This is a genomic window from Stenotrophomonas geniculata, assembly GCF_034508895.1.
Taxonomy (GTDB): Bacteria; Pseudomonadota; Gammaproteobacteria; order Xanthomonadales; family Xanthomonadaceae; genus Stenotrophomonas; species Stenotrophomonas geniculata.
Genome location: NZ_CP140571.1, coordinates 17,900 through 42,685, shown reverse-complemented (window position 1 = coordinate 42,685; position 24,786 = coordinate 17,900). Strand labels below are relative to the sequence as shown.

Genomic DNA, 24,786 nt, shown 5'->3' with positions numbered 1-24,786 from the left:
AACTGCTCGCTCGTCCGTGAGGTCGGGGCTGCGTTTGCATGCCCCGCGCCGGATTTCCGGTACGTCCATGACCCTGGTGATGGTGGATGGCAAAGAGGATCGCGAGCACTACTTCTTTGATGCGGAGTCCTTCTACCTGCGACGTGGGCCGGTGCCTACGGCGGTTCCGCTCTCGCAGATCACCTCAGTCACACGAACGTCCGACAAGATCTACGGGCGCTATGTCTGGCAGGTGTGCTTCAGCAAAGCATCGGGCAGAAAGTGCGTGACGTTCACCAACAACCTGACGCTGTTCAACCGCGATTTCCTGCTGTTCCTGGAGGCGGTGCGGAAGGCCAATCCACTGGCGACCGTTGATCGAGCGGGTCTGTTCTTCTGATTGCGCGGCGATATCAATAGCGCCGATTGGCAAGCAGAGGGACCAGGAGGGCGGGTTGTTGTGAATGATTTCGCGCGTGTCTTACACACTCAGCCCATGCTGGCGGCACGGATCTGGATATCCTGCTGCACGCGTTGATCTTCCAGCTGCTGCTCAAGCTGGTTGGCGATGGCGCGCTGCTGCGCTTCGCGGCTGACGGCGTCGAACTGCTGCATTGATTCTTCAACTGAGGTCTGCGCAGCCAGTTCGGTCGGCATTGCTGCGCGCTGGTGGGCGGGGTCGCTGGGCTCGCCCTGGACCACAAACAGGGTGTGACCGGCCGGTTTGTCTGCCGTGGCGTTGCTCAGCAGTACGTGGTCGACGCGGTCCAGGTCGTTGTCCTTGGCCAGCACCAGCAGGCTAGCCGTCATGCGCTCGCTGGCTTCGTCGAACGTGCGGCCGTGCTTTGCATCCAACGTGGCTACGCCTTCGCGCACCTGCTGGTAGAGGGCGTGATCGGGATGTTCGGGCTGGGTAGGCAGCAGGGGTGCGGGCGGCGCTTCGGGTTGCTGGACTGTTGCGCTTGAGGGCGATGCCACCGGGGCCCCCACGTGTGTTGGCGTGCAGGGAGGCTCGTGCTTCGAGACCAAGGGCGCCGCGTCTGTCATCAGCGCGGGCGTAGCTGGCTCGGCTGCTGCGAGGGTGACTGGAACGTCTGACTCCGGCTGGACCGGCGCCGGCTTCGCTTCGGCTTCGTGGAGGCGGGCAGTAGCCGGCACGGCTTCAGCCACTTCGGTCTGGATTGACGGGGCCGGGGAGTGGCTGTGAGTTGTAACGGGCTCCTGCGCAGGAGCCGGGTGCCCGACATCCGGCGTAGGTAATGCACTCACTTCTGGCTGTGCGGGAGCACGCTCAGCGGTGTGACTGCCGGGTGGCGGCACGGAGGCTGCAGGCATCGTGTGCGCAGGAAGTTCTGCCTCGGTATGCGCTTGCCGCTCGCTTGACTCATCCCGTGCAGGTTGCGTTGCAGCGGCTGCGGTCGGCTCCTGTCGTGGTGCTTCGCGGCGAGCCGGTTCCTGCACCGGTTCCGTACGATCGGATGGCGTCGGCGCTGCAGGCGGAGGAGCGCGATGCTCTTGCGTCAGAGTTGGTTCGTTGGGCGTAAGTGCAGCGCGTTCAACGGTGCGCGTATCGCTCACCGCTTGTGGCGTCAGGCGTTCTTCGGCGTGCTCGCCGCGAACCTCGGCCACGGCAGCGGCGGCCATCTGCTGCACCTGCGGTGCAGCGACGCCAAGTCGATTGGCTTCCTGCATGGCCTGTTCGTGGGCATCGCGCTCGTTGGCGGTCAATGCCTCGATACTGCGTTCTTGGGCGCTGGGTACGGGCGCCTCCATCTGTTGGATGGCCCGGATCTGCGGGTAGGTACTGTTCAACTCGTCGCGGATGTTGCCCTCGGCCAGCGAATCGTAGATCCAGCCGTCATGCAGCCACTCACCATCGCCCTGATGCTGATAGGTGCGTCCGTCGGAGGCGAGTACGTGATCGGGATGCTCACGGGCCCAGATCACTTCATCAGGAATAGCTCCGTACTGGGACCAGCCCTGTGCGGTGTAGGCCTCCTCATACTGCTTGGCAAAGGCCGCCGAGCTTCGGGCGGCGTTGAAGGCCATGATGCCCTGTGCGGCTTCATCAAGCTGCGCAGCCTTGGTGGCGTCGGCAACTTCGACCGTGGTGTTCTTGATGCCATGTTCGAGGACCTGATGGACGACCTCGCGTCGCCATTCACCGTTCTCCGGGTTGCGCTCCCAGGAGCGGGGCAGTGCGCTGGGCGTATCGCTGGCGTCGCCGGCAATGCTGAAGGGATTGATCGGTTGATCAGGCTCGGACAGCCGCAGCCCGACGGCCCGGCTTGAGGCTTGGTAGTTCAGTTGCTGGCTCAACTCGGCATCGGCCGTGAGCAGCGTGGTCGCGCCGTAGATCGGGCGATCGGCCAGGGTGCCGACGGTGCCTACAATTTCCGTCTCCTCGCGTGTCCAACCCTTTTCGGGGTGCGCCGGATCAAACGTCCAGATCCTGTCGGTGCTGTCGGCCTGATTGTTGATCTGGTATTTCTCGATCCATTCGACGATCTCACTGGCTCCCCAGGCGCCCAACCCACCACCGATGATGCCGGTGACAATGGCGCCGGGGCCGGACTCAATGCCCAGCAGCGTACCGACCTTGGCGCCCACCACCGCGCCGGTCCAACCGCCGACGCTGCGTGCTCCGAAGTCCAGCAGCGCGGCTTCTGCGCCCGTCCGGTTGTCGCGCGCGTATAGGTCGGCAATCCTTGTTCCTTCCGTGGCGGCTTCAACGACCGTCGCTGTGGCGCCACCGATGACGGCGCCCCGCACCATGTTTGGGCGCACGCGGATGGTGTGGTCGATGCCGCGTGCTTCCTGGATGTTGGGCGTAATGCCTTCAACAACCTTGAGCGTTGCGCGCTCATCGAGAACGGCTGCCGCTGTTGGTGGGCTGACCTTTGTGTTGTGGGGCAGGGTATCCCCAAGCTCGGCGTGCCAGCGGCCTTGTGCGCGCCAGTCATCGCGCAGTGTCTGGGTGATTCGCGGGTCATTCAGCCGAGCTTCGCGTTCCGCTTCCAGGGCTGTGCCGGGTAGGCGGGTATCGCTATGGCTGTCGTAGACCTGAGCGCCTTTGCGTCCGTAGAGTCGAATTTGGATGCCTGTCTCGGCCTGAACCTTGTCCAGATTTCCGGGTAGGGCATCGTAAACGTGTTTGCGCACGTCTTCCGGGACGTAGCGGCCGAAGCCATAGTTGTCCAGAGAGTTGGAAAAGCGTGCATCCACGCCAAGTTCGCTTTCCAGCCGATGCGCGACGACGCCTCGAATCTCCACTTCGTAGCCTTTGGCCTGAAGATCCTTGATCAGCATGATCGCACTATCACCATTGCCTAGCGTTGTGTCGAGGATGAGGTTCCTACGACCCTTGACTGCTCCCGCACGCAGTTCTTTCGCCCAGTGACTGGCGTCCTCGTGGGTGTGCCCGGCCCAAGTGTACGGGTACCGCTCATACAGTCGCTCTACGTCTGGATACGCGTCGCGTAGTTCGTCGGGATCCACGACAACTACATTCCCGCCAAGTTCCGCTCTGCTGATGTCCTTCAGCGTGCCCTTTCCTGCGCCTGGTTGCCCTGCGAGGAGGATGGCCTTTGGTGTTGTCTGTGAGGTGTGGTGACTCAAGCCACTCTCGGGAATGATCGTTTCCCGAAGAACCCGCTGATGCACGTCTGCCGGCAACTGACCATCCTTGGAGGCCATTAGCTTTACTCCCTACTGGCGTCAAAGTGGGCACGCAGCTCGCTGAGATTCGCTAGGCCAATGTTGCTGGACCTGGCAAATGACATCACTCGTTCCTTTTCTTTGGCTCGTTCGATCGCTTGCGGATCGCCTGATGCCACAGCGGCGTCAATTTCAGCGCGCGCTTCAATCTTGAAGGCGCTAAGGCAGTCCTCCAACTCCCAGACTGCGGCCTCGAAGGGTGGGGTGGACTTGATTCTTCTATTCTTTATCGAATTGAGAGCCTTCTGCAGTCGTTCGATATGATCCGGATAGTCCTTGAGCAATTCAAGGAGCTTTTCCGGTACCGGGGGAGAGGGCTGAGGCATGGCTTTCACCTATCTAGCGATTTGATGCGTTCTCATGAGTATCTGCACTTGCAGTGGCAAGTTCAATGCTGCCCACGGTAGGGCGGCTATCGTCTCCCGGCTGGCCAGCTGGAGCCTCCGTCTTGAGGTGATCCTGGCGCTGGCCGCATTCATGCCGCTCTTGGGACTACTTTCTCTCCGAGCAGTCGGCGTTAGTTTCATGATCCAAGCGGCTGTCCGGAGCGCTCATTTCTCAGCGGCCTCAGAATGCGCGCGAAGCGATTCATCTCCTAACCAATGGCGCTTGAAGGAGGATGTGAACATCAGCTGTTCCGTTCCCACAGCCCGGGCAACGGCCTGTAGATCGTTAGAGGCTTCGGCATCGGCAAGCTCAATGCGAGCTTCGCGAATGAACCCATCAAGCTTGTCTTCCAAAGCCCAGACTGCGGCCTCAACTTGTTAAGGTGTATCTGTACTTGGAGTGATGAGTTCAATGCTCTAGCCAGTCGACTATTGGAAGGCGGCGTTAGACGCCCATCTGGCTGCCATCGAAGTACTCCCAAAGATCGTCGAGGTGAGCCATGCCGATATTGCGGGACTTCGCAAAGGACATGAGCCTTTCCTTTTCTTGAGCGAAATAATCGCGAAGTTCATGGAGACCTTTCATTCCGCCATTGCCGGATCGCGCTTGGAACATCAGCTTGAATTTCTCGTCAGTCGCAGAAATCAATTCAGCATCACCCGATGCCTTGGCCGCCGTCAGCTCAGCCTGGGCGTCATTGATAAAGCTGTCGAGACAATCCTCCAGCTTCCACACTGCATCCTCAAATGGCGGTAGATACTCCGCGGTTCTGTTGTTAACCGAATTGAGCGCTTCCTGCAACATCTCGATATGCCTCGGATAGTCCGTGAGCATTTCCCGGAGTTTCGCCGGAACAGGCGGGGAGGAGAAATTCATGGCTGTCACCTCTACCTCTTCGGAATATCCATGCGGATTCAAGAGTATCCGCACATTCCCTGGTGGGTCCAATGTCATTTGCGACATCAGGAGGAGTGCCTGAGCGGCCTCGGTCCTTGGGATCATCAAGTTTAGGCGACGTTGAAGCAGAGCATCCACGCATGGCGTGAGTCTACTGGAAGCGCGGCAGTCACGTGTGGCGTGGATCGGCGGGGCTACACTGGTTGCCTGTACTTGATGGAAGCTCGCCCATGTTCAGTGGAAAGGTCGCGGTGGTTACCGGCTCCACCAGTGGTATCGGTCTTGGCATTGCGACCGCGCTGGCGCGGCAAGGTGCCGATATCGTGCTGAATGGCTTCGGCGATGCGGCGGAGATCGAACGCATCCGTTCCAAACTGGAAGCCGAGTTCGGTGTGCGAGTGGCGCATGACGGCGCCGACCTGTCGCGCGGCGAGGCGGTGCGCGGACTGATCGACCACGCCGTCACGACGATGGGCCGCATCGACATCCTGGTGAACAATGCCGGCATCCAGCACACCGCGTCGATCGAGGAGTTCCCGGTCGAGAAGTGGGATGTGATCCTCGCGCTGAATCTCTCGGCCGTATTCCATGCTACGGCGGCGGCCTTGCCGCACATGAAGCAGCAGGGCGCCGGCCGCATCATCAACATCGCATCCGTGCACGGCTTGGTGGGCTCGGTGAACAAGTCCGCATATGTGGCGGCCAAGCATGGCGTGGTGGGGTTCACCAAGGTGACCGCGCTGGAGAATGCGGGCACCGGCATCACCGCCAATGCCATCTGCCCGGGCTGGGTGCGAACGGCGCTGGTCGAGCAGCAGATCACCGCGTTGGCCGAGCGCGAAGGCACGGATCAGGAAACCGCTGCACGTGCGCTGCTGGCTGAAAAGCAGCCGTCGTTGCAGTTCGTGACGCCCGAGCAGCTGGGCGAGATGGTGGTGTTCCTAGCCTCGGACGCTGCGGCGCAGATTACCGGCACGGCGCTGCCCGTGGATGGGGGCTGGACGGCGCGCTAGTTGGCTGGCTGCGCCTTACGCTGCAGCATCGGCAGTGCCACCAGTGTGGCGAGGATGGTGAACAGCACCAGCGACGAGCCGACCGTACCGAAGCCCAGGCCGCCCTTTTCCAGCGGCTTGGTGAGCAGGTCGCCGAAGGTGGCGCCGAACGGGCGAGTGAGCACGAAGGCGATCCAGAACAGGATGACCCGGTTGATGCCCTTGAGGCGGCTAGCCAGCGCGGTGAGCGCGATGAGGCTGCCGATCAGCAGTGCGCCGCCGGTGAAGCCGAGCCCGGAATCGTCGGCGAGGAAATCACCCAGCGCGGTGCCGAGCGTGTTGGAGAACAGGACGGCGGTCCAGTAGAAGCCCTCGGCGCGGCGCGATGCGATGTTGCTGACCGAGATCGACTTTTCCGACAGCCGCCAGGCCAGCAGCACCAGCGCCAGGCAGCCGGCCAGCAGGCTGGCGCCGGTGGCATAGCCCAGGCCAAGCGTGCGGTCGAGCAGGTCGGACATGGTGGTGCCTGCGGTGCTGGTGGCCAGCACCACCGACCAGAACAGCACCGGGTGGAAGCGTCGCGCCGACAACTGCATGCCCAACAGGCCGGCAAAGATCGTCAGCAGGATGGCCGAGCTGGCCACGTAGCCCAGGTTGAGTGTCATCGACAGCAGGTCGCCGGCGGTCTCGCCGAGGGTGGTGGCGGCAATCTTCATCACCCAGAAGCCAAGGGTGACCGCCGCCACCTTGCTGTGCAGGGAATCTGCGTCTGAAGCACGCATCGAACGTCGCCTGGGGAGCCTGCCGGTGATGCTCTGGCGGGCGGCGTCGGAGTGCGGTCGGAACCGGGTTCGGTGAGGGTGAGTGTGGGGTTGGCGTTCAGCTCGCGCTGGCGGGGGCCGAAAGGCGAGCCAGCAGGGCATCCCAGTCGGCCACGAAGCAACCGTTGTGGCCGCGGTTGCACTCAATGATCCACGCGTCCAGCGATTCGCTCTGTGCGCGGTAGTCGCTGACATCGCCCAGCACGGCAAAGTGCAGGCGGTAGTTCACCAGCATCTGCAGCCACTGACCGGCCATGCCGGAGCGAAGCTCGAAGAAGTCTGCCGAAAGGCGCTGCACCGGCACGGCAATCCACTCGGCCTGATGCCCGAGGGCATCGCCGACCAGATCGCGCAGGCCGTTGGCATCGAGTGCAGGGCCCTGCGGCGCGATGCGCAGGAGGCGGGTGGTGCCGAAGTGTTCAATGGAATCATTCATGCTGGAGGTTCTGCAGTTGACGCAGCCGGGCGAGGATGTCTTCGCGCAGGCCGGGGATGTAGTGATAGGCGTCTGCGAGCAGGGTGACGTCCGCCGTCGGGACGAGCCGCTTCATGCGTTCGGCGGCGGCAGGGGTGTCGATGAGGGCATCACGCGCGCCCATGACAAGGGCTACCGGCGGATGCAGCGCAGCCAGGCGCTCGTCGCTGATGCGGGGAATGCGCAGCGGACGTGGCCGAACCTCGGCACGGATCAATGCCAGCAGGTCGAGCAGCGGCTGCGCACGTGCAGGTGCATGCAGTGGCGCGGGACCCATGACCGCGCGGCGCAGGCGCTCGCGTCCCCATCGGCCAAGCAGCAACAGTGGCAGCGCCTTGAGCAGGAATGCACGCTGGCGCCCGATACCCGAGGGGCTGACCAGGACCAGTGCGTTGACCCGGGCAGGCCTTCGCAGCGCGTAGTCCAGTGCCAGGAAGCCGCCGAACGACAGGCGCACGAATGCTGCGCTTTCCACGCCAAGTGCGTCGAGGACATCATCCAGCCATTGCGCATGCGCGTCGCTGTCCAGCGCAGGTTGCGTGCCTTCGCTGAGGCCCGGTTCGCCAATGATGTCGACGGCATGCACGCGGTAGTACTCGCTCCAGCGTTCGGCATCGAACATCCAGCTGGCGGCATTGCTGAGGGTGCCATGCAGCAGCACCAGGGCAGGGCCGTGTTCCGGGCAGCAGCTGACCACAAATGTCGAACCGGCGCGGGTGGCGAGATGATGCGATTCGTGTGGTACCGGCCAGTCCGAAAGCACCTGGCGATAGGCGGCAAGTACGTGCTGCGTGGGAATGCCGGGGCGCTGCCGCTTCATGCGCTGCGGTCCTGCAGCAGACGCTGCAGGCTGACCAGCAGCGCCGTGGAACCTGCCAGGCCACCGATCACGATCAGCTTGAGCACATCGTGCTCAGGCGAATAGATCGTCTCCATGCGCAGCGGCTCATCGTCGGCCTCGCGGCCGGTGACGCGCGCATGCAGGGCACGCACCAGGTCGGCGGCACGTGCCGCACCGCATCCGGGAATATCCACCACCGTGGTCAGCTGTGGGCGCGCAGCGGAGGGCTCACGCACGGTGCCGGTGAACACGTCGAGGTCTTCGGCGGTGATGCGATAGGACTTGCCGATGCGGGTCGCGCGCAGTTGGCCGCTACGGATATGCCGCAGGACGGTTTTGGGGTGCAGGCTGAGCTGCTGGGCAGCCTGATCGACGGTTAGCAACGCGGGGGACATAACGGAACTCGAGAACCATGTGCTCCCTATTGTTCCATGAAATGCAATGTTCTGGAGCGATTGGGTATTGCGCGGCGGCGGCGACAGGGGGCCATCTGCCCGGTGCCGCTCGCGCGGGCCAACCCTCCCGACGGCTACGCTGGCTTGGCGAACACATCCAGCCCCTTGCCCGTCTCCAGCAGCGACTTCAGGCTGGACAGCACGATCGGCCAGCCCTGGCGAATGCCGGTATCCATGCCGCTGCCGGGCTCCAGCTCCTCGTGGGTAACGGTCAGCCGCACCATGTCCTGGTAGGGCACGATTTCGAAGGTGACCCGGCTGTAGGCATCCGGGTTGTCAGCCTGCGAGGCGGCGGCCCAGGTGATGACCAGACGTGAGGGCGGGGTGCTTTCCACCACCTCGCCGACCAGCTCGACCGAGCGCGTTTCGTTTGCGCGCACGTGCTGCCAGCGCGAGCCGGGCTTCCAGTCCGAGACGTTCTCATGGCCCCAGTAGCGGCTGGCGATCTCGGGGCGGGTGATGGCCTCGAACACCTTCTGTGGCGTGGAGGCGATATAGATCACGTGGATGAAGCGGGTGGTCTCTGCGGACATCGTCATTCTCCTTCCAGTTCTCGTTTCAGGTCATGCAGCAGGCTCAGGCGCTGCTGCTCGAACTTGCGTACCCAGCGCTCGTAGACTTCATGCAGCGGCACCGGGTTGATGAAGTGCAGCTTTTCGCGACCACGACGCACGGTGCTGATCAGGTTCGCGTCTTCCAGCAGGCCCAGGTGCTGGGTGACCGATTGCCGGGCCATGTCCAGGTGCTCGCAGAGCTGGCCCAGGGTCTGGCCGTTGTCTGCGCAGAGCAGGTCCAGCAGCGTTCTGCGCGTGGGGTCGGCCAGGGCCTTGAACACCTTGTCTGCATTCATGCGGGGCGTCTTCAGTTCCAGTTGTCGATCCTGACGTCGTGCGGGTTGGGCTGGCCCTTGCCGGTTTCCAGCAGGGCTTTGAGGCTCAACAGGAACACCGCCCACTTGGTGCTGCAGTGGGAGGTGAACTCGACGCGTTCCTTCCAGCCTTCGTGGGTGAACAGCACGATGCAGTAGTCGCCTTCCTGTTTCAGTGCGAAGCGTGCATGCGTGCCGATCCATTCGGCGGGGCCGACCAGGAACTTCCAGAGCACCAGCTCGCCGGGAATCAGCTGTTCCAGTTGCATTTCCATGGCGCCGATTTCCTGGCCGTTGTTCGTGAAGCGCACCCTGACCGTACCGCCGGTCTCGCGGTCGCCGTGGGTGTCTTCAGCCCACCAGGCGGCGACGCCTTCGGGGGTGGCCAGGGCTTGATACACCTGGCTTGCGGGGGCCTTGATGCCGACCCGATGTGCGATATCCACCATTGCAGGTTCCTCGCGTGGGCGGGCAGGCGCCGCGGTCGAGTGGACTATATGCAGGTAAATGCCTGCATGTCAAATCCGGCCCACGGACGTCCGGCCCTGGTAGTGCCGGCCGCTGGCCGGCATCCTCGGTGCAGCCGATTGATGCGTTGAAAGGAGTACGTGCATGACTGAAGCTGGAAAGGACACCTTGACCATCCGCCGCGCCAGCGTGGCCGATGCCCCTGCGGTGCTGCGGCTCTTCGACGAGGTGATCGAATGGTTCGTGTCGATCGGTAATCTGCAGCAGTGGGGCAGCGAGCCGTGGTCGACGGTGCCGCGTCGAATCACCCAGGTGACTGATGCCTGCGCGCTGCCCGGCGCGTGGGTGGCGCAGAACGCACTGGGTGAGGTGCGTGCGTTCCTGGCGCTGGGTGAGGCGATGCCCTATGTACCGGCGCCCGATGGGCCAGAGCTGTACGTACGCGTGCTGGTGGCTTCGCGCGATGGCCGCGTGCGCGGCATTGGCCGCCGCTTGATGGCGTTTGCCGATGAGCAGGCGCGCGCTGCCGGACTCGACCATCTGCGCGTGGACTGCTACGGCGGTGGCAATGGGGATCTGGTGCGCTTCTATGAGTCCTGTGGCTACACACGCATCGCACCGTTCAACGTGGACGGTTGGCCTGGCATGCTGCTGGGCCGGCAGCTCTGACGCGGCTGCGTCATTCGGTCGCAGCGTGTGTGCAGGAAACGGTACATCGGTTCGGCGCTAGAGTAAGGCCATGACCTGCACGGGATGGCTGTGTCATCCCGCTGCGGGTTCCTGATGACCCCCTCCAGGAAGGAGCAGCGCATGTACTACAGCAGTGGCAACTACGAAGCCTTCGCGCGCCCGCGCAAGCCGGCCGGTGTCGATGGCAAGAGCGCCTGGTTTGTCGGTTCGGGCCTGGCCTCGCTGGCGGGAGCCGCGTTCCTGGTGCGCGATGGGCGCATGGCCGGTGAACGCATCACCATCCTTGAACAGCAGCAGATTGCCGGCGGCGCGCTGGATGGCCTGAAGGTACCGGAAAAGGGTTTCGTGATCCGTGGTGGCCGCGAGATGGAGAACCATTTCGAGTGCCTGTGGGACCTGTTCCGCTCGATCCCCTCGCTGGAGATCGATGACGCCAGCGTGCTGGACGAGTTCTACTGGTTGAACAAGGACGACCCGAACTATTCATTGCAGCGCGCCACCATCAATCGCGGCGAGGATGCGCACACCGATGGCCTGTTCACGCTGACCGAGCAGGCGCAGAAGGACATCATCGCGCTGTTCCTGGCCACCCGGCAGGAGATGGAGAACAAGCGCATCAACGAAGTGCTGGGCCGCGACTTCCTGGACAGCAATTTCTGGCTGTACTGGCGCACCATGTTCGCGTTCGAGGAGTGGCATTCGGCGCTGGAGATGAAGCTGTACCTGCATCGCTTCATCCATCACATTGGCGGCCTGCCGGACTTTTCGGCACTGAAGTTCACCAAGTACAACCAGTACGAATCGCTGGTGCTGCCGCTGGTGAAGTGGCTGCAGGACCATGGCGTGGTGTTCCAGTACGGCACCGAGGTGACCGACGTCGACTTCGATCTGCAGCCGGGCCGCAAGCAGGCCACGCGCATCCACTGGATGCGTGATGGTGTAGCCGGTGGCGTGGATCTGGGCGCGGACGATCTTCTGTTCATGACCATCGGCTCGCTGACTGAGAACTCGGACAATGGCGACCACCACACTGCGGCACGCCTGAACGAAGGCCCCGCGCCGGCCTGGGACCTGTGGCGACGCATTGCCGCGAAGGATGCAGCGTTCGGGCGTCCGGACGTGTTCGGCGCGCACATTCCGGAAACCAAGTGGGAATCGGCGACGGTGACCACGCTGGATGCGCGCATTCCGGCCTACATCCAGAAGATCGCCAAGCGCGATCCCTTCAGCGGCAAGGTGGTGACCGGCGGCATCGTCAGCGTGCGTGACTCGCGCTGGCTGATGAGCTGGACGGTGAACCGGCAGCCACATTTCAAGAACCAGCCCAAGGACCAGATCGTGGTCTGGGTGTATTCGCTGTTTGTGGATACGCCCGGCGACTACGTGAACAAGCCGATGCAGGACTGCACCGGCGAGGAGATCACCCGCGAGTGGCTGTACCACCTGGGCGTGCCGGTGGACGAGATCGACGAGCTGGCCGCGACCGGTGCGAAGACGGTACCGGTGATGATGCCGTACATCACCGCGTTCTTCATGCCGCGCCAGGCCGGTGATCGCCCTGACGTGGTGCCGGAAGGTGCGGTGAACTTCGCCTTCATCGGCCAGTTCGCCGAATCGAAGCAGCGCGACTGCATTTTCACCACCGAGTATTCGGTGCGTACGCCGATGGAAGCGGTGTACACGTTGCTGGATATCGAACGCGGCGTGCCGGAGGTGTTCAATTCCACCTACGACGTGCGCTCGCTGCTGGCCGCCGCCGGTCGTCTGCGCGATGGCAAGGAACTGGATATTCCCGGGCCTGCGTTCCTGCGCAACCTGCTGATGAACAAGCTGGACAAGACCCAGATCGGTGGCCTGCTGCGCGAGTTCAAGCTGGTACAGGAGGACTGAGCGGGGCGTGGGTAGCGCCGGGCGACGCCCGGCGAGTCCAACAGGGGGAGTTGACGACGCCGCAACCTACTAGTAGGTTGGCGGCATGAAAGAGTCGCTCTCGCCCAAGGCCCAGGAGATCCTGGCCCACGCCCGTTCGCTGCTGGAGGCCGGTGGCTACAACGGCTTCAGCTACGCCGACGTGTCGGCACGAGTGAACATCAGCAAGGCCAGCATCCACCACCATTTCCCCAGCAAGGTGGATCTTGTGCGCACGGTGGTTGAGCTGTACCGGGCCGAGGCGCGTGAGGGCCTGGCGCTGCTGGACCGGCAGCTGGGCGACCCGTTGCAGGAGCTCAACGCCTATGTGGACTACTGGTCCAGTTGTATTGCGGGCGGCACGTCGTCGTTCTGTATCTGCGCGATGCTGGCCGCCGAAGCGCCGATGATTCCGGCAGAGATCGCTGAGGAAGTGCGCGGCCATTTCGAGGACCTGAGCGGCTGGCTGGCGGTGACCCTGGAGAAGGGCGCTGCCATGGGCCAACTGGAGTTGCAGGGCTCGGCGGCCGATGAGGCCAAGGCGTTCATGTCTTCGGTGCACGGCGCGATGCTGGCTGCGCGCGGCTTCGGTGATGCGGCCACGTTCGCGACGCTGGCACGGCTGGCCATCGCGCGGGTGAGCGCGGCCGCCTGATGTTCGTGTGATGGGCCTGCGGCGACGCGGGCCTTCTTTTTAGTCCATCAACCTACCTACTGGTAGGTTTAATTTATCAACGGAGAGACCCATGGCGCATCCTCTTACCCTCCCCGGAGCGATCCATACCATCATCAGCCTGGTGCCGATCCTGGCCGGCCTGTATGGCTTCATCCGCTACCGGGCTATCGATCCCGGCACGCGCTCGGGCAGGCTCTATCTGGTGGGCCTGGTGCTGTCGGTGGCGACCTCGTTCACCGTGTCCAGCACCGGCGGACTCAATCCCGGCCACGCTTTCGGCGTGATCGTGCTGCTGGTGGCGTTCGGCGGTGTTCTGGCTTCGCGACTGCGCTTCCTTGGACGGCTGGCGGCTTACCTGTCGACCTTTGCGCTGTCTTTCAGCTTCCTGCTGTCGTTGGTGCCGGGCGTGAATGAAACGCTGACGCGGTTGCCGGTGGCACACCCGCTGGCGGCGGCGCCGATGGCACCGGTGGTGCTGCAGACCTTGCTCGGCTGTCTGGCAGTGTTCGTGATCGGATTTGCCGGGCAGTGCTGGCGGATTCATCGGCGCACCACCCCGTTGTGAGCGATGCAGGCCCGCAGCACGAAGTACCGCAGAATCAGCAGCCGACCAGTCGGTCCGCGCCGATGCCGTTGCGATGCTGGCTGCGGTATTCGGTCGGGCTGGCGTCGGCCTGGCTGCGGAAATGGCGGCGGAACGATTCCTGCGAGCCGAAGCCGGCCTGCTCGGCGATCCACTGCAGTGGCCGGTCCGTGGTTTCCAGCAGCTCGCGGGCGTAGGCTACGCGTTCGCGGATCAGCCAATCGATCGGCGACAGGCCGGTGGCTTCCAGGAACTGCCGTTGCAGGGTGCGTTGGCTGAGTGCGGCCTGCTCGGCGAGGCTGCCAAGCGAATGTGGCTCGCGCAGGTTGCGGCGCATCCACTCCATCAGCTTCGCCAACCGCGTGGGCTCGCCGTTGGGAATGGCCCGGCTGACACGCTGGCTGCGCCCGGCATCGCGCCAGGGCGCCAACACCAGCCGTTCGGCAACGAGATTGGCCACGCGCGCACCGTAATCCTTGCGCACCATGTGCAGCATCATGTCCATGCCGGTGGCCGAGCCGGCCGAGGTGATGATGCTGCCGGTATCCACATACAGCGCATCTTCGCGCACATCGATGCGTGGGAACTCACGTGCGAGCGCTTCGGTGAGGCGCCAATGGGTGGTGGCCTGGCGACCGTCGAGCAGCCCGGCCCAGGCCAGCACGAACGCACCGGAGCAGATCGAGGCGATGCGCGCGCCGCGTGCGTGGGCACGGTTGAGCGCATCGAGCAGTGCCTGCGGCGGGCGTTCGCTGGGTTCGCGCCAACCGGGGATGACGATGATGTCGGCGTCATCAACCGTGCTGAGATCGCAGGGCAGCTGCACCTGCGCATTGCCGAGCATGCGCAGTGCGCCGGGCTCGCCTGCGCATAGCTGGGTGCGGTACCAGGCCACGCCGAGCTCGGGCCTTATCGGCGCGAACAGGCCCACCGCACAGCCGAATTCGAACAGCCCCTGGCCGTGGCAGGCGACGATGGCAACGAGCGGCGCGGCGGGATCGGCGGGTGGGCTGGGCATGGCTTGATGCTACGGGTGCAGATGCATGGCGCTGAGTGGTGCGCGGGCATGAGGTGATGCCGGCCAGGCATATGGAGCGGTCGCTCCCCTCTTGTAGAGCCGAGCCCACGCCCGGCTCAAAATTGGCAGAAGTGGATGCATCTGACGCCGTCGCGAGGAGCAGCCGAGCGTGGGCTCGGCTCTACAGACAGCAGTGCACCGGCAATGCCGCCTAACCTCATTACCAGCGGTCATGTGGGTGGCCGGATATGACGGTTGGGTGACGTGATCCCGCCTGTCGCGCCAGGTGAACAGGCCCTTGAATGGAAGCGTGTTTCCGGCCCACCCCCACGAGCCCCCATGCCTGCCGCCCACGCCCCTGTCCTGAGCACTCTCGCTGTTCTGATCACTGCTATCCTCGCCGCGTCGCCCACCCATGCGGCGGAAGCCGATGCCGATCCTGCCGCCACCGCCGCGACAGCCAACGTGGCAGCGTCCACGCTGGATGCAGTGGTAGTGACTGGTTCGCGCACCAGCACGCGCACGGTGAAGAACAGCTCCACGCCCATCGATGTGATCTCCGCCGAGGACCTTGCCGCTACCGGGCAGGGCAACCTGCTGGAAGCGTTGCAGCGCAGCCTGCCGTCGCTCAGCCAGATCGGTGGTTACCAGAGCGACCAGGAAAGCCTGATCCGCGGCTACCAGCTGCGCAACCTGTCGCCGGGCTACACGCTGGTGCTGGTGAACGGCAAGCGTCGCAATGCCAGTGCCTATGTGAGCGGGGCAAACGGCGGCGGCTATCCGGGCCATGCCTGGGCCGATCTGGCGTTGATTCCGGTCTCGGCCATCGACCATGTCGAAGTACTGCGCGATGGTGCATCGGCCATCTACGGCTCGGATGCGATCACCGGCGTGGTCAACGTGATCCTGAAGTCGCAGGCCCACGGTGGTGAACTTGCCGTGGAGAGCGGGCAGAGCATCGATGGCGATGGCTCGCGCACCAGCGTGCGCGCCAACGTGGGCCTGCCGTGGGGCGCCGATGGCTTCGTCAACCTGTCCGGCGAGACCACCCGCCAGCATCATGCGATCCGCACCCGCCGCTACATCGATGGCTATCTGAGCTACCCGGCGGTGGATGGCAGCGGCAATCTGGTGGCGCTGCGGCCGAACAATCGATTGCCGGCCGGCGTATCGCCGAACCCGGCCGAGGCCAACCGCAATGCCGAGGCCAACACCATCCTCAGCTCGCCGTCGTATGCGCTGAAGGCCTTCGCGGTGAACGTAGGCCATGGCCTGGGCGAAAGTGCGCAGTTCTACGCCAATGCCACGGCCAGTGATCGCACCGCGCAGGCAATCCAGAACTTCCGACTGCCGGCGACCATCTTCACCACCTACAAGGCACCCGGCGTGCTGAGTGTGTTCCCGGATGGCTTCCTGCCGGTACTGGAAACCAAGGAGAAACAGTACACCGGCACCGCAGGCGTGAAAGGCCAGATCGCGGGCTGGGACTACGACGCCAGCCTGACCGGCAACCGCAGCACGGTGCGCACCTACACCCGTAACTCGGTGAACTACTCGCTGCCGTATCCCGGCTCGCCCACGGACTTCTATGACGGCAAGCTGGACTACCAGCAGGGCATCGCCAACCTGGACCTGCGCCGTGGCTTCGAGGTGGCAGCGTTCGCTTCGCCGCTGGAAGTGAGCGCGGGCGCCGAATACCAGCATGAACAGTATGAACGCGGGGCCGGGCAGTGGGAGTCGTATACCGGCTTTGGTGCTGCGGCGTTCGTCGGCTATTCGACTGCCGATGCGGTGAAGGCTACCCGCAACAGCAAGGCGGTGTACGTCGGTGCGGCCACCAACATCACCTCGCGCTGGTATCTGGATGCGGCCGCGCGCTGGGAAGATCACTCCGACTTCGGCAGTGTCTCCACCGGCCGCCTGACCACGCGCTTCGACGTCACCGACGCGCTGGGCGTGCGCGCGACGGTCAGCAACGGTTTCCATGCACCCAGCCTGGGCGCGCAGTTCTACCAGGCCACGGGCAGCTGCCCCTGCGGCACCACGCTGGTGGCGCAGGTGTCGTCGCCGGCGGCGATCGCACTGGGTGCCACGCCGCTGAAGCCCGAGAAAGCCACCAACTACAGCCTGGGCGTGACCTGGGACCCGAGCCCGGCGTTCCACCTGGCCGTGGATGCGTACCAGATCGATATCCGTGGCCAGCTCGGGCAGTCCAGCCAGATCGGCTACAACGCACAGGATCCGGCGCGCATCACCGACAACAGCGGCACGGTGCTGAGCGCAGCGCAGAAGAACACCATCGATGCACTGCTGGGGTCAGCCGGTATCAGCATCCTGCCGGGTGATGCGTTCTACGCGAGCTACTTCACCAACGTGGGCAATACCCGCACACGCGGCGTCGAGCTGACCCTGGAAGCGAACCAGGAGACTGCGTGGGGCAAGCTGCGCTGGAGCTACGCGGCCAACGTGGGGCGCACCACCATCCAGAAGGTCAGCGACATTCCAGGGGCGCTGCAGGGGCTGCCGAACATCAACCTGCTGACCAGGACCAGCGAATACGCACTGCGCTTCCGCACGCCGAGCTATACGCAGGTGGCCGGCCTGGGGTGGCAGAACGGGCGCTGGCGCTCGAATGTCGACTTCACGTACTACGGCCCGATCAAGCGCCTGAACAACGGCGTGGAGTACAAGCAGCCGCCCGTGCTGGTGACCAATCTCTCCGGTGCCGTGGAACTGGGGGCGGGCTGGAGTGCGGCGCTGGGCATCAACAATGTGTTCGACAAGCGCACCCGCAAGGTGCCCGAGTACGCACGCAGTGCCACCGATGTGGCGAGCATCGAGACGACGTGGGATTCGGGCGACGTGCTGAGCCGCATCGGGGCGTTCTGGTACGGGCGGATCAATTACCGGTTCTGATCTGGAGCAGTCGAGCATGGCTCGACTCCACAAAGGCGAAAGCAGCCGAGCATGGCTCGGCTCTACACAAGGCGAAAGGCGGCCGGCGGTAGTTCGGCATCATCGAGGAGCAGTTCATGTCTTCTGCATTGAGGGTGGTTGCAGTGGTGGGGTCGCCGACCAGTTCGGCGACGTCGCGCACGTTGCTGCTGGTGCGGCATCTGCTGGCGTCGCTGCAGCAGCGGGTGCATGCCAGTGTGGATCTGGTGGAGCTGGCACCGATCGCGCGTTCGCTGGGGCAGTCGTTGTCGCGCGACGAAGTGGAGCCCGCCGTGGAGCAGGCGCTGCAGACGATCGAGGCGGCCGGGCTGCTGGTAGTGGCTGCGCCGGTCTATCGGGGATCGTATCCGGGGCTGTTCAAGCATCTGGTCGACTTCATCGGGCTGGAAGCGCTGGTGGATACGCCGGTATTGCTGGCAGCGACCGGCGGCAGCGAGCGCCATGCGCTGGTGATCGACCACCAGTTGCGGCCGTTGTTCAGTTTCCTGCAGGCGCACACGCTGCCGATCGGGGTGTATGCCACGCCTGCCGACTTCGATGGCGAGCACATCAACAGTGCCGCCTTGCAGGCGCGTATCGCGCTGGCGACCGAGCGTGCGGCCGGGCATCTGGCTACGCAGGCGCTGGCGGTAGCGGCGCCGCTGCGACGCATCGCCTGACGGCATAACCGGCGGCGCTTTGCTTATGGCCAAGGCGCATCTGCGTGGCCGGATCTGACCGCCGATTGTCGTCTGGCATCGCCGTGCCGACGGCCGTCATCTCTAGCATCGATATCGAAGCGGCATCGCATTGCCGCCCCCCGATGAGGACGACCCCGTGAGTCTGGACGCAACCGACAAGCCCATCCTGTTCCTGCTCGACCGTGAGTTCGAGGACGGACAGATTCCCGGCCAGCGCTTCTTCTGTCGGCACAGCCTGCTGCTGGAAGGGGCGCTGTCGAGCATCGACGGCCTGGACGCGCAGCTGGACGTGCGCCGCATCGGCTTCGCGCGGCCGCGCCGCGAGGTGATCGCCGAGATCGGCGAGCAGGACCAGTCGCTGCCGAAGCTGGTGCTGCCGCAGGGCGTGCACAGCGAGCTGGCCAGTGGTGCGCACCAGAACCGCCAGTACATCTCCGGCGCCGAGCCGATCCTGGCCGCGCTGAACGGGTTGCTCGGCATCCCCGTGGCCCATCCCTGAGCGAGGACGCGACGATGAGCTATCAGATCAGCGTGTTGGACAAGAGCCCGGTGGCCGAGGGCGCCTCGCCGGAACAGGCGCTGCGCAACAGCCTGCAGTTGGCCCAGCGCGCCGAACAGCTGGGTTATCACCGTTACTGGTTTGCCGAGCACCATGCCGCGCCGACGTTGGCGAGTCCCGCACCGGAGGTGCTTGCGGCCTGGGTGCTGGCGCAGACCCGGCGCATCCGTATCGGCAGCGGCGGGGTGATGCTGCGCCACTACGCGCCGTACAAGGTGGCGGAGAACTTCAACCTGCTGGCAGCGTTGGCGCCAGGGCGCGTGGATCTGGGCGTGGGCAAGGCGCCGGGCGGCTTGCCAGCGTCGACTGCCGCGCTGGCGGCCGGGCGCCCGGCGTTCGCCGACTTCGACCAGCAACTGCGCGACCTTGAGGGCTATCTGTCCGGCGCCGAAGCCGATGTGCTGGCGCGGCCGATTCCGCAGCAGGCGCCGGAGCGCTTCCTGCTCGGTGCCAGCCCGCAGAGTGCGAAGCAGGCGGCCGAGCTGGGCTGGCGCTTCGTCTACGCCGCGCACTTCGATGGTGATCCGAAGCACATCGAGGCCGCATTCGACGCCTATCGCAGCGTCTCCTCGCAGCCCCCGCTGCTGGCCACGGTGGCCTTCGCCGCACCTACGGCCGAAGCGGCTGCGCGGCATATCGGTGCGCTACGCGTCTACAAGCTGCACCTTGGTCCCGGGCAGGCGGTGAACCTGCCCAGCCCCGAGGCGGCTGCCGAGTACGCACGCCAGGTGGGCGTGGCGGACTTCCGCATCGAGGAAACGCGCCCCAGCGTGCTGTCCGGCGATGCGCAGCATGTGCGTGACGAACTGGACGCGTTGCACCGGCGCTTCGGCGTGGGTGAGTTCATTCTCGATGCGCCGGTGGCCGACCTCGACGCACGCCTGACCTCCCTTGAACTGCTGTCGCCCGCGCCGCGCGCGGCGGTGGCCTGACCTGCAGGAGCGATTCCCATGAGCACCATCCCGCGCCACATTCCGTTCGGCATCATGCTGCAGGGCCCCGGCAGCCACATGCATGCCTGGAAGCATCCGTCCAATCCGGCCGATGCCAGCGTCAACCTGCAGTTCTACATCGACATTGCGCGCACCGCCGAGGACAACGGCATTGCCTTCGGTTTCGTGGCCGATGGCCTGTACATCAACGAGAAGTCGATCCCGCATTTCCTCAACCGCTTCGAGCCGATCTCGCTGCTGTCGGCGCTGGCCACGGCAACGAACAAGATCGGCCTGGCGGGCACGCTGTCGACGTCCTACAGCGATCCGTTCACGGTGGCACGGCAGTTCGCTTCACTGGATCTGCTCAGTGGCGGCCGCGCCGGTTGGAACGTGGTGACGTCGCCGTTGGAAGGTTCGGGCCGCAACTATGGCCGGCCACACCCGGAGCATGCGCTGCGCTATCAGATCGCCGATGAGTACCTGGACGTCGTGCAGGGGCTGTGGGATTCGTGGGATGACGACGCATTTGTGCGTGAGCGCGACAGCGGCACCTTCTTCGCACCGGAGAAATTCCGCCGCCTCGACTACAAGGGCCGCTTCTTCCAGGTGGAAGGCCCGCTCAACATCCAGCGTTCGCCGCAGGGACAGCCGGTAATCTTCCAGGCCGGTTCGTCTGACGATGGCATCGCGCTGGCCGGCAAGTACGCCGATGCGGTGTTCACCCATTCGCCGTCGCTGGAAGAAACCCGTGCATTCACCCAGAAGGTGAAGAACTCGGCGATCGCGCACGGCCGCAGCGGCAACGATGTGAAGATCTTTCCGGGCATCGGCCCCATCGTCGGCCGCACCGCCGAGGAAGCCGAAGCCAAGTATCAGGCGATTGCCGCACTGGCCACGCTGGAGGATGCACTGGCGTACCTGGGGCGCTTCTTCGATCACCACGATTTCAGCCAGTACGATCCGGATGCACCGTTCCCGGAGCTGGGTGACATCGGCAGCAACTCGTTCCGTTCCACCACCGACCGCATCAAGCAGGATGCGCGTGAGAAGGGCCTGAGCCTGCGCCAGGTGGCACTGGAAGCAGTGAGCCCACGGCCGAACTTCATCGGCACACCGGAGCATGTGGCCGATGAGCTGATCCGCTGGTTCGATGCCGGTGCCAGCGATGGCTTCATTCTCGGCTTCGCCGCGCAGCGCGAGGGCCTGGACGATTTCGTGACCCAGGTGCTGCCGATCCTGCAGGCGCGCGGCTACCACCAGCGCGAGCTGGAAGGACAGACCCTGCGCGAGCATCTGGGTCTGCCGTACAAGGCCAGCCGCTATTCGACCGACGCCGAACCGGCGCGGAAGGTGGGGTAGGGCGATGAGCGGAGAAACTGCGGCAGCACCGGGCCGCGCCCGGCGGAATCCCGCGTCCATCGGCGTGCTGCCGGAAATTGCAGCACGCGCCGAGGCCGCCATCGCGATCCGCCATGACCTGCACCAGCACCCGGAGCTGGCCTTCGAGGAGCACCGCACCAGCGCCCGCGTGGCCGAGCTGCTGCAGCAATGGGGCTATGAGGTGACCACCGGCCTCGGTGGCACCGGCGTGGTCGGCACGTTGCAGCGCGGGCAGGGAAGCCGTCGCCTCGGCCTGCGTGCAGACATCGATGCACTGCCGATTCACGAGGACTCCGGCCTGGCCTACGCCAGCCAGACCGAGGGTCTGATGCATGCCTGCGGCCACGATGGGCATACCGCCATCCTGCTGTCCGCCGCGCACTACCTGGCCCATCACGGTGATATCGACGGCACCCTGCAGCTGGTGTTCCAGCCAGCCGAGGAAACCGGTTCGGGTGCGTCGAAGATGATTGCCGATGGCCTGTTCGAGCGCTTCCCGGTGGATGCGATCTATGGGCTGCACAACTGGCCGGGCGTGCCGGTGGGCCACTTCGGTTTCGTCGATGGCCCGGCGATGGCATCGGTGGACTGGGCACGGCTGAAGGTGATCGGCAAGGGTGGCCATGGCGCTGAACCGCACGGCAGCGTGGATCCGATTCTGGTCGCCGCGCACATCATCACTGCGCTGCAGAGCGTGGTGTCGCGCAATGTCGATCCGCGGCAGATGGGCGTGGCCACCGTGGGCTCGATCCACGGCGGGCAGGCCGCCAACGTGATTCCAGACGTGGTCGAGCTGAAGCTGACCGTGCGCGCCTATCTACCGGAGGTGCGCGATACCCTGCGGCGCCGGGTCACCGAGATTGCCGAGCAGACCGCCGCCGCGTTTGGTGCGCGCGCCGAGATCGAATTCCCGCGCGGCTTCCCCAGCGTGATCAATCACCCGCAGCAGACCGCCTTCATCCGCGAGGTGGCGGTGCAGGGCTTCGGTGCCGCACAGGTCGTTCCCGAGTTTGCGCCGCGCACGGCCAGCGAGGATTTCGCCTTCCTGCTGCAGGCACGACCGGGCAGCTTCGTGTTCGTCGGGAACGGCGAGAGCGCGCCGCTGCACAGCCCGCGCTATGTGTTCAACGACGCCGCCATTGCCCCCGCCGCCAGCCTGTGGGCGCGGCTGGCCGAAGACTATCTGGTGAAGGATGCGACATGAGCAGCAACGAACGCTTCCTCTATACCTCGGTGGATGATCCGCTGGCGCGGCCCCTGTTCGACGGTCTTGAACAGGAGTACGACAGCCGCTACGCCGACGTGCGCCGACGCATCGGTGGCAGCGCTCGCGAGGAGCTGCAGCGATACCCGGCGCAGGCCTTTGCTGCCCCGGTAGGTGCCTTCGTGCTGCTGCTGCGCGACGGTGTGGCGATTTCCGGCGGTGCCTTCATGCCGCACCGCGATCCGGATACCGCCGAGTTCAAGCGCATCTGGACACTGCCCGGGCTGCGTCGCCAGGGCATTGCGCGGCGCGTGTTGCAGGAGCTGGAAGAGCAGGCGGCGCGGCAAGGGTACCGGAGGGTGTTCCTGACGACCGGCTTCCGCCAGCCTGAAGCTGTTGGCCTGTACCTGAGCCACGGCTACACCGCGCTGTTCGATCTGGAGGCCGACCCGGAAACGGTTGCGCATCTGCCGTTCGAGAAGCACCTGCGGGCGACGACGCCTGTCGTTACCCCTGCACAGGCACTGCTGCACGGAGCCCACGCATGAGCACACCGTCGACCGCGCTGGAGGGCATCGCCGCTCGTCCGGCGCCCGGACAGGCACTGAAGATCGTGCCGGCCCGGCATCCGCTGCAGGTCTTCGGCACGGTGCTGGCACTGGCGCTGATCCTGATCGGGCTGCAGTCCGTGCTGGGCAATCCGCGCTGGGGTTGGGGCACCTTCGCCGAGTGGTTCTTCGCACGCCCGGTGCTGGAAGGCCTGGGTCGCACGCTGCTGCTGACCGCGCTTGGCACCGGCCTCGGTTTCGCGCTGGGTACGCTGCTCGCGCTGGCACGCGTCTCCGGTTCGCCGCTGCTGTCGGCGGTGTCGTGGGGCTATGTGTGGCTGTTCCGCTCGATCCCGCTGCTGGTGCTGTTGCTGCTGCTGAACAACCTGGGCTATCTGTACAGCACCATCGAGCTGGGCGTGCCGTTCACCGGCATCAGCCTGTTCTCGTACCCGACCACGCAGCTGATCGGCGTGTTCACCGCCGCGGTGCTGGGCCTGACCCTGAACCAGGCCGCGTTCTCGGCCGAGGTGATCCGCGGTGGCATCCTCTCGGTCGACCACGGCCAGTACGAGGCCGCGGCCGCGCTCGGCCTGCCGCGTGGCCGCCAGGTGCGCCGCATCATCCTGCCGCAGGCGATGCGTTCGATCCTGCCGGCGGCGTTCAACGATGTGATCGGCCTGGCCAAGAGCACCTCGGTGGTCTACGTGCTGGCGCTGCCGGAGCTGTTCTACACCGTGCAGGTGATCTATCGGCGCAACCTGGAAGTGGTGCCGCTGCTGATGGTGGCCACGGTCTGGTACCTGGTGATCCTGACCGTGTTGTCGCTGCTGCAGCGGCGCGTGGAACAGCGCTTCGCGCGCGGCCAGCTGCAGCGCGAGCGCTCGGTGTCGCGGGTGTCGTCACCGGTGCGGACACCCAGTGATGCTGCGCCGCGCGTGGCCAACCGCCCGCGCATCGCCACCCAGGTGGAAGCGGGCGAGGGTGCGGCGGTATCGCTGCATGGCGTGGGCAAGGTGTTCGGCGATCAGCCGGTGCTGGAAGACGTGAACCTGGACCTGCGCGCCGGCAGCGTGACGGTGCTGATCGGCCCGTCCGGTGCCGGGAAATCCACGCTGCTGCGGTTGATCAACCACCTGGAACGCGCGGACAGTGGTTACGTGACTGTCGGCGGCCAGCTGATCGGTTACCGCCGCGAGGGTGACACGTTGTACGAACTTCCCGAGCGCGAGATCCGCCGCCGTCGTTCCGAGGTGGGCATGGTGTTCCAGGGCTTCAACCTGTTCCCGCATCTGACCGCGCTGGAGAACATCATCGAGGCACCGATCGCGGTACGTGGTGTATCGCGCGCGCAGGCCGAGCAGCAGGCGCGCACACTGCTGGAGCGGGTCGGCCTGGCCGACAAGGCCGATGCCTTCCCACGCCAGCTGTCCGGTGGCCAGCAGCAGCGCATCGCGATCGCCCGCGCACTGGCGCTGCAACCGAAGGTGCTGCTGTTCGATGAACCGACCTCGGCACTGGACCCGGAACTGGTGGCTGAAGTACTCAGCGTGATCGAGGAGCTGGCCAGTTCCGGCACCACACTGGTGATCGTCACCCATGAGCTGAGTTTCGCCCGCCGCGTGGCCGACCACGTGGTGATGATGGACCAGGGGCGGGTGATCGAGCAGGGCACGCCGGAGGCGTTGTTCGAGCGCCCGCGCCAGCAACGCACCGCCGAATTCCTGGCCAAGACCCTGTAACCCCGGTA

General features: G+C 65.0%; 26 protein-coding genes. 14 read left to right on the top strand and 12 right to left on the bottom strand.

Annotated elements, in window-relative coordinates; translation table 11 throughout:
- Window positions 1-67 precede the first annotated feature (67 nt).
- Complete coding sequence (locus tag RI032_RS00215) at window positions 68-379, top strand: hypothetical protein (RefSeq protein ID WP_322547674.1); 312 nt, start codon at window positions 68-70, stop codon at window positions 377-379.
- Window positions 380-468: 89 nt separating this feature from the next.
- Here the strand turns inward: RI032_RS00215 and RI032_RS00210 are convergent, their stop codons facing one another.
- From RI032_RS00210 to RI032_RS00195, 4 genes are all read right to left on the bottom strand, one after another.
- On the bottom strand, window positions 469-3,675 hold the full coding sequence (locus RI032_RS00210) for a zeta toxin family protein (protein WP_322547673.1): 3,207 nt from the start codon (window positions 3,673-3,675) through the stop codon (window positions 469-471).
- Between the two features lie 5 nt (window positions 3,676-3,680).
- A complete protein-coding gene (locus RI032_RS00205; RefSeq protein ID WP_322547672.1) occupies window positions 3,681-4,022 on the bottom strand; it encodes a hypothetical protein in 342 nt (113 codons plus the stop codon).
- Between the two features lie 225 nt (window positions 4,023-4,247).
- Window positions 4,248-4,436, bottom strand: coding sequence for a hypothetical protein (locus RI032_RS00200; RefSeq protein ID WP_322547671.1), 189 nt, complete (start codon window positions 4,434-4,436; stop codon window positions 4,248-4,250).
- A gap of 91 nt (window positions 4,437-4,527) precedes the next feature.
- The gene (locus RI032_RS00195) at window positions 4,528-4,959 is read right to left on the bottom strand and encodes a hypothetical protein (RefSeq protein WP_322547670.1); all 432 of its coding nucleotides are present in this window, start codon (window positions 4,957-4,959) and stop codon (window positions 4,528-4,530) included.
- A gap of 251 nt (window positions 4,960-5,210) precedes the next feature.
- On the opposite strand from RI032_RS00195, the gene RI032_RS00190 reads away from it, so the two are divergent.
- The gene (locus RI032_RS00190; protein WP_322547669.1) at window positions 5,211-5,993 is read left to right on the top strand and encodes a 3-hydroxybutyrate dehydrogenase; all 783 of its coding nucleotides are present in this window, start codon (window positions 5,211-5,213) and stop codon (window positions 5,991-5,993) included.
- On the opposite strand, the gene RI032_RS00185 is transcribed toward RI032_RS00190, so the two are convergent.
- From RI032_RS00185 to RI032_RS00155, 7 genes are all read right to left on the bottom strand, one after another.
- Window positions 5,990-6,754 (bottom strand): COG4705 family protein, encoded by a 765-nt coding sequence (locus RI032_RS00185; protein ID WP_054171545.1) that lies wholly within the window; start codon window positions 6,752-6,754, stop codon window positions 5,990-5,992. The two genes, RI032_RS00190 and RI032_RS00185, sit on opposite strands and share 4 nt — an antisense overlap.
- A gap of 97 nt (window positions 6,755-6,851) precedes the next feature.
- A complete protein-coding gene (locus RI032_RS00180; RefSeq protein WP_322547668.1) occupies window positions 6,852-7,229 on the bottom strand; it encodes a DUF4180 domain-containing protein in 378 nt (125 codons plus the stop codon).
- Window positions 7,222-8,088, bottom strand: a complete 867-nt coding sequence (locus RI032_RS00175; protein ID WP_322547667.1) for an alpha/beta fold hydrolase — start codon at window positions 8,086-8,088, stop codon at window positions 7,222-7,224. Before RI032_RS00175 ends, RI032_RS00180 begins: the two co-directional genes overlap by 8 nt.
- Window positions 8,085-8,504: a helix-turn-helix domain-containing protein gene (locus RI032_RS00170; RefSeq protein ID WP_058982586.1), complete on the bottom strand. Its 420-nt coding sequence runs from the start codon at window positions 8,502-8,504 to the stop codon at window positions 8,085-8,087. Before RI032_RS00170 ends, RI032_RS00175 begins: the two co-directional genes overlap by 4 nt.
- 134 nt (window positions 8,505-8,638) lie before the next feature.
- Window positions 8,639-9,097, bottom strand: a complete 459-nt coding sequence (locus tag RI032_RS00165; RefSeq protein WP_164194206.1) for an SRPBCC family protein — start codon at window positions 9,095-9,097, stop codon at window positions 8,639-8,641.
- 2 nt (window positions 9,098-9,099) lie between these two features.
- Window positions 9,100-9,414: an ArsR/SmtB family transcription factor gene (locus RI032_RS00160; RefSeq protein WP_010484635.1), complete on the bottom strand. Its 315-nt coding sequence runs from the start codon at window positions 9,412-9,414 to the stop codon at window positions 9,100-9,102.
- Between the two features lie 11 nt (window positions 9,415-9,425).
- Window positions 9,426-9,881: an SRPBCC family protein gene (locus RI032_RS00155; RefSeq protein WP_134958263.1), complete on the bottom strand. Its 456-nt coding sequence runs from the start codon at window positions 9,879-9,881 to the stop codon at window positions 9,426-9,428.
- 163 nt (window positions 9,882-10,044) lie between these two features.
- Between RI032_RS00155 and RI032_RS00150 the strand changes: the two genes are divergently transcribed.
- The 4 genes from RI032_RS00150 to RI032_RS00135 all read left to right on the top strand — a co-directional run bounded on the left by RI032_RS00150 (window position 10,045) and on the right by RI032_RS00135 (window position 13,739).
- Entirely contained in the window at window positions 10,045-10,569 is a 525-nt protein-coding gene (locus tag RI032_RS00150; RefSeq protein ID WP_010484639.1) for a GNAT family N-acetyltransferase, read from the top strand.
- Between the two features lie 141 nt (window positions 10,570-10,710).
- The gene (locus tag RI032_RS00145) at window positions 10,711-12,480 is read left to right on the top strand and encodes an oleate hydratase (RefSeq protein ID WP_057502642.1); all 1,770 of its coding nucleotides are present in this window, start codon (window positions 10,711-10,713) and stop codon (window positions 12,478-12,480) included.
- A gap of 85 nt (window positions 12,481-12,565) precedes the next feature.
- Entirely contained in the window at window positions 12,566-13,153 is a 588-nt protein-coding gene (locus RI032_RS00140; RefSeq protein WP_322547666.1) for a TetR/AcrR family transcriptional regulator, read from the top strand.
- Window positions 13,154-13,244: 91 nt separating this feature from the next.
- A complete protein-coding gene (locus RI032_RS00135; RefSeq protein WP_322547665.1) occupies window positions 13,245-13,739 on the top strand; it encodes a hypothetical protein in 495 nt (164 codons plus the stop codon).
- Window positions 13,740-13,773: 34 nt separating this feature from the next.
- On the opposite strand, the gene ftrA is transcribed toward RI032_RS00135, so the two are convergent.
- On the bottom strand, window positions 13,774-14,775 hold the full coding sequence (gene ftrA, locus RI032_RS00130; RefSeq protein ID WP_322547664.1) for a transcriptional regulator FtrA: 1,002 nt from the start codon (window positions 14,773-14,775) through the stop codon (window positions 13,774-13,776).
- A 339-nt stretch (window positions 14,776-15,114) separates the two neighbouring features.
- Here ftrA and RI032_RS00125 point away from each other — a divergent pair, with 339 nt between their 5' ends.
- From RI032_RS00125 to RI032_RS00090, 8 genes are all read left to right on the top strand, one after another.
- Window positions 15,115-17,691, top strand: coding sequence for a TonB-dependent receptor plug domain-containing protein (locus RI032_RS00125; RefSeq protein ID WP_322547663.1), 2,577 nt, complete (start codon window positions 15,115-15,117; stop codon window positions 17,689-17,691).
- A 116-nt stretch (window positions 17,692-17,807) separates the two neighbouring features.
- Window positions 17,808-18,389 (top strand): FMN reductase, encoded by a 582-nt coding sequence (msuE, locus tag RI032_RS00120; RefSeq protein WP_029379957.1) that lies wholly within the window; start codon window positions 17,808-17,810, stop codon window positions 18,387-18,389.
- A gap of 157 nt (window positions 18,390-18,546) precedes the next feature.
- Window positions 18,547-18,909 carry a DUF3088 family protein gene (locus RI032_RS00115; protein ID WP_010484654.1) on the top strand — a complete coding sequence of 121 codons (363 nt, stop codon included), beginning with the start codon at window positions 18,547-18,549 and terminating at the stop codon, window positions 18,907-18,909.
- Between the two features lie 14 nt (window positions 18,910-18,923).
- The gene (locus tag RI032_RS00110) at window positions 18,924-19,901 is read left to right on the top strand and encodes an MsnO8 family LLM class oxidoreductase (RefSeq protein ID WP_010484656.1); all 978 of its coding nucleotides are present in this window, start codon (window positions 18,924-18,926) and stop codon (window positions 19,899-19,901) included.
- A gap of 18 nt (window positions 19,902-19,919) precedes the next feature.
- On the top strand, window positions 19,920-21,263 hold the full coding sequence (locus RI032_RS00105) for an LLM class flavin-dependent oxidoreductase (RefSeq protein ID WP_322547662.1): 1,344 nt from the start codon (window positions 19,920-19,922) through the stop codon (window positions 21,261-21,263).
- Window positions 21,264-21,267: 4 nt separating this feature from the next.
- Window positions 21,268-22,488, top strand: a complete 1,221-nt coding sequence (locus tag RI032_RS00100) for a M20 aminoacylase family protein (RefSeq protein ID WP_322547661.1) — start codon at window positions 21,268-21,270, stop codon at window positions 22,486-22,488.
- Entirely contained in the window at window positions 22,485-23,036 is a 552-nt protein-coding gene (locus RI032_RS00095; protein WP_019338454.1) for a GNAT family N-acetyltransferase, read from the top strand. The genes RI032_RS00100 and RI032_RS00095 overlap by 4 nt, the downstream gene beginning before the upstream one ends.
- Window positions 23,033-24,778: an amino acid ABC transporter permease/ATP-binding protein gene (locus tag RI032_RS00090; protein ID WP_313216009.1), complete on the top strand. Its 1,746-nt coding sequence runs from the start codon at window positions 23,033-23,035 to the stop codon at window positions 24,776-24,778. Before RI032_RS00095 ends, RI032_RS00090 begins: the two co-directional genes overlap by 4 nt.
- Window positions 24,779-24,786 lie beyond the last annotated feature (8 nt).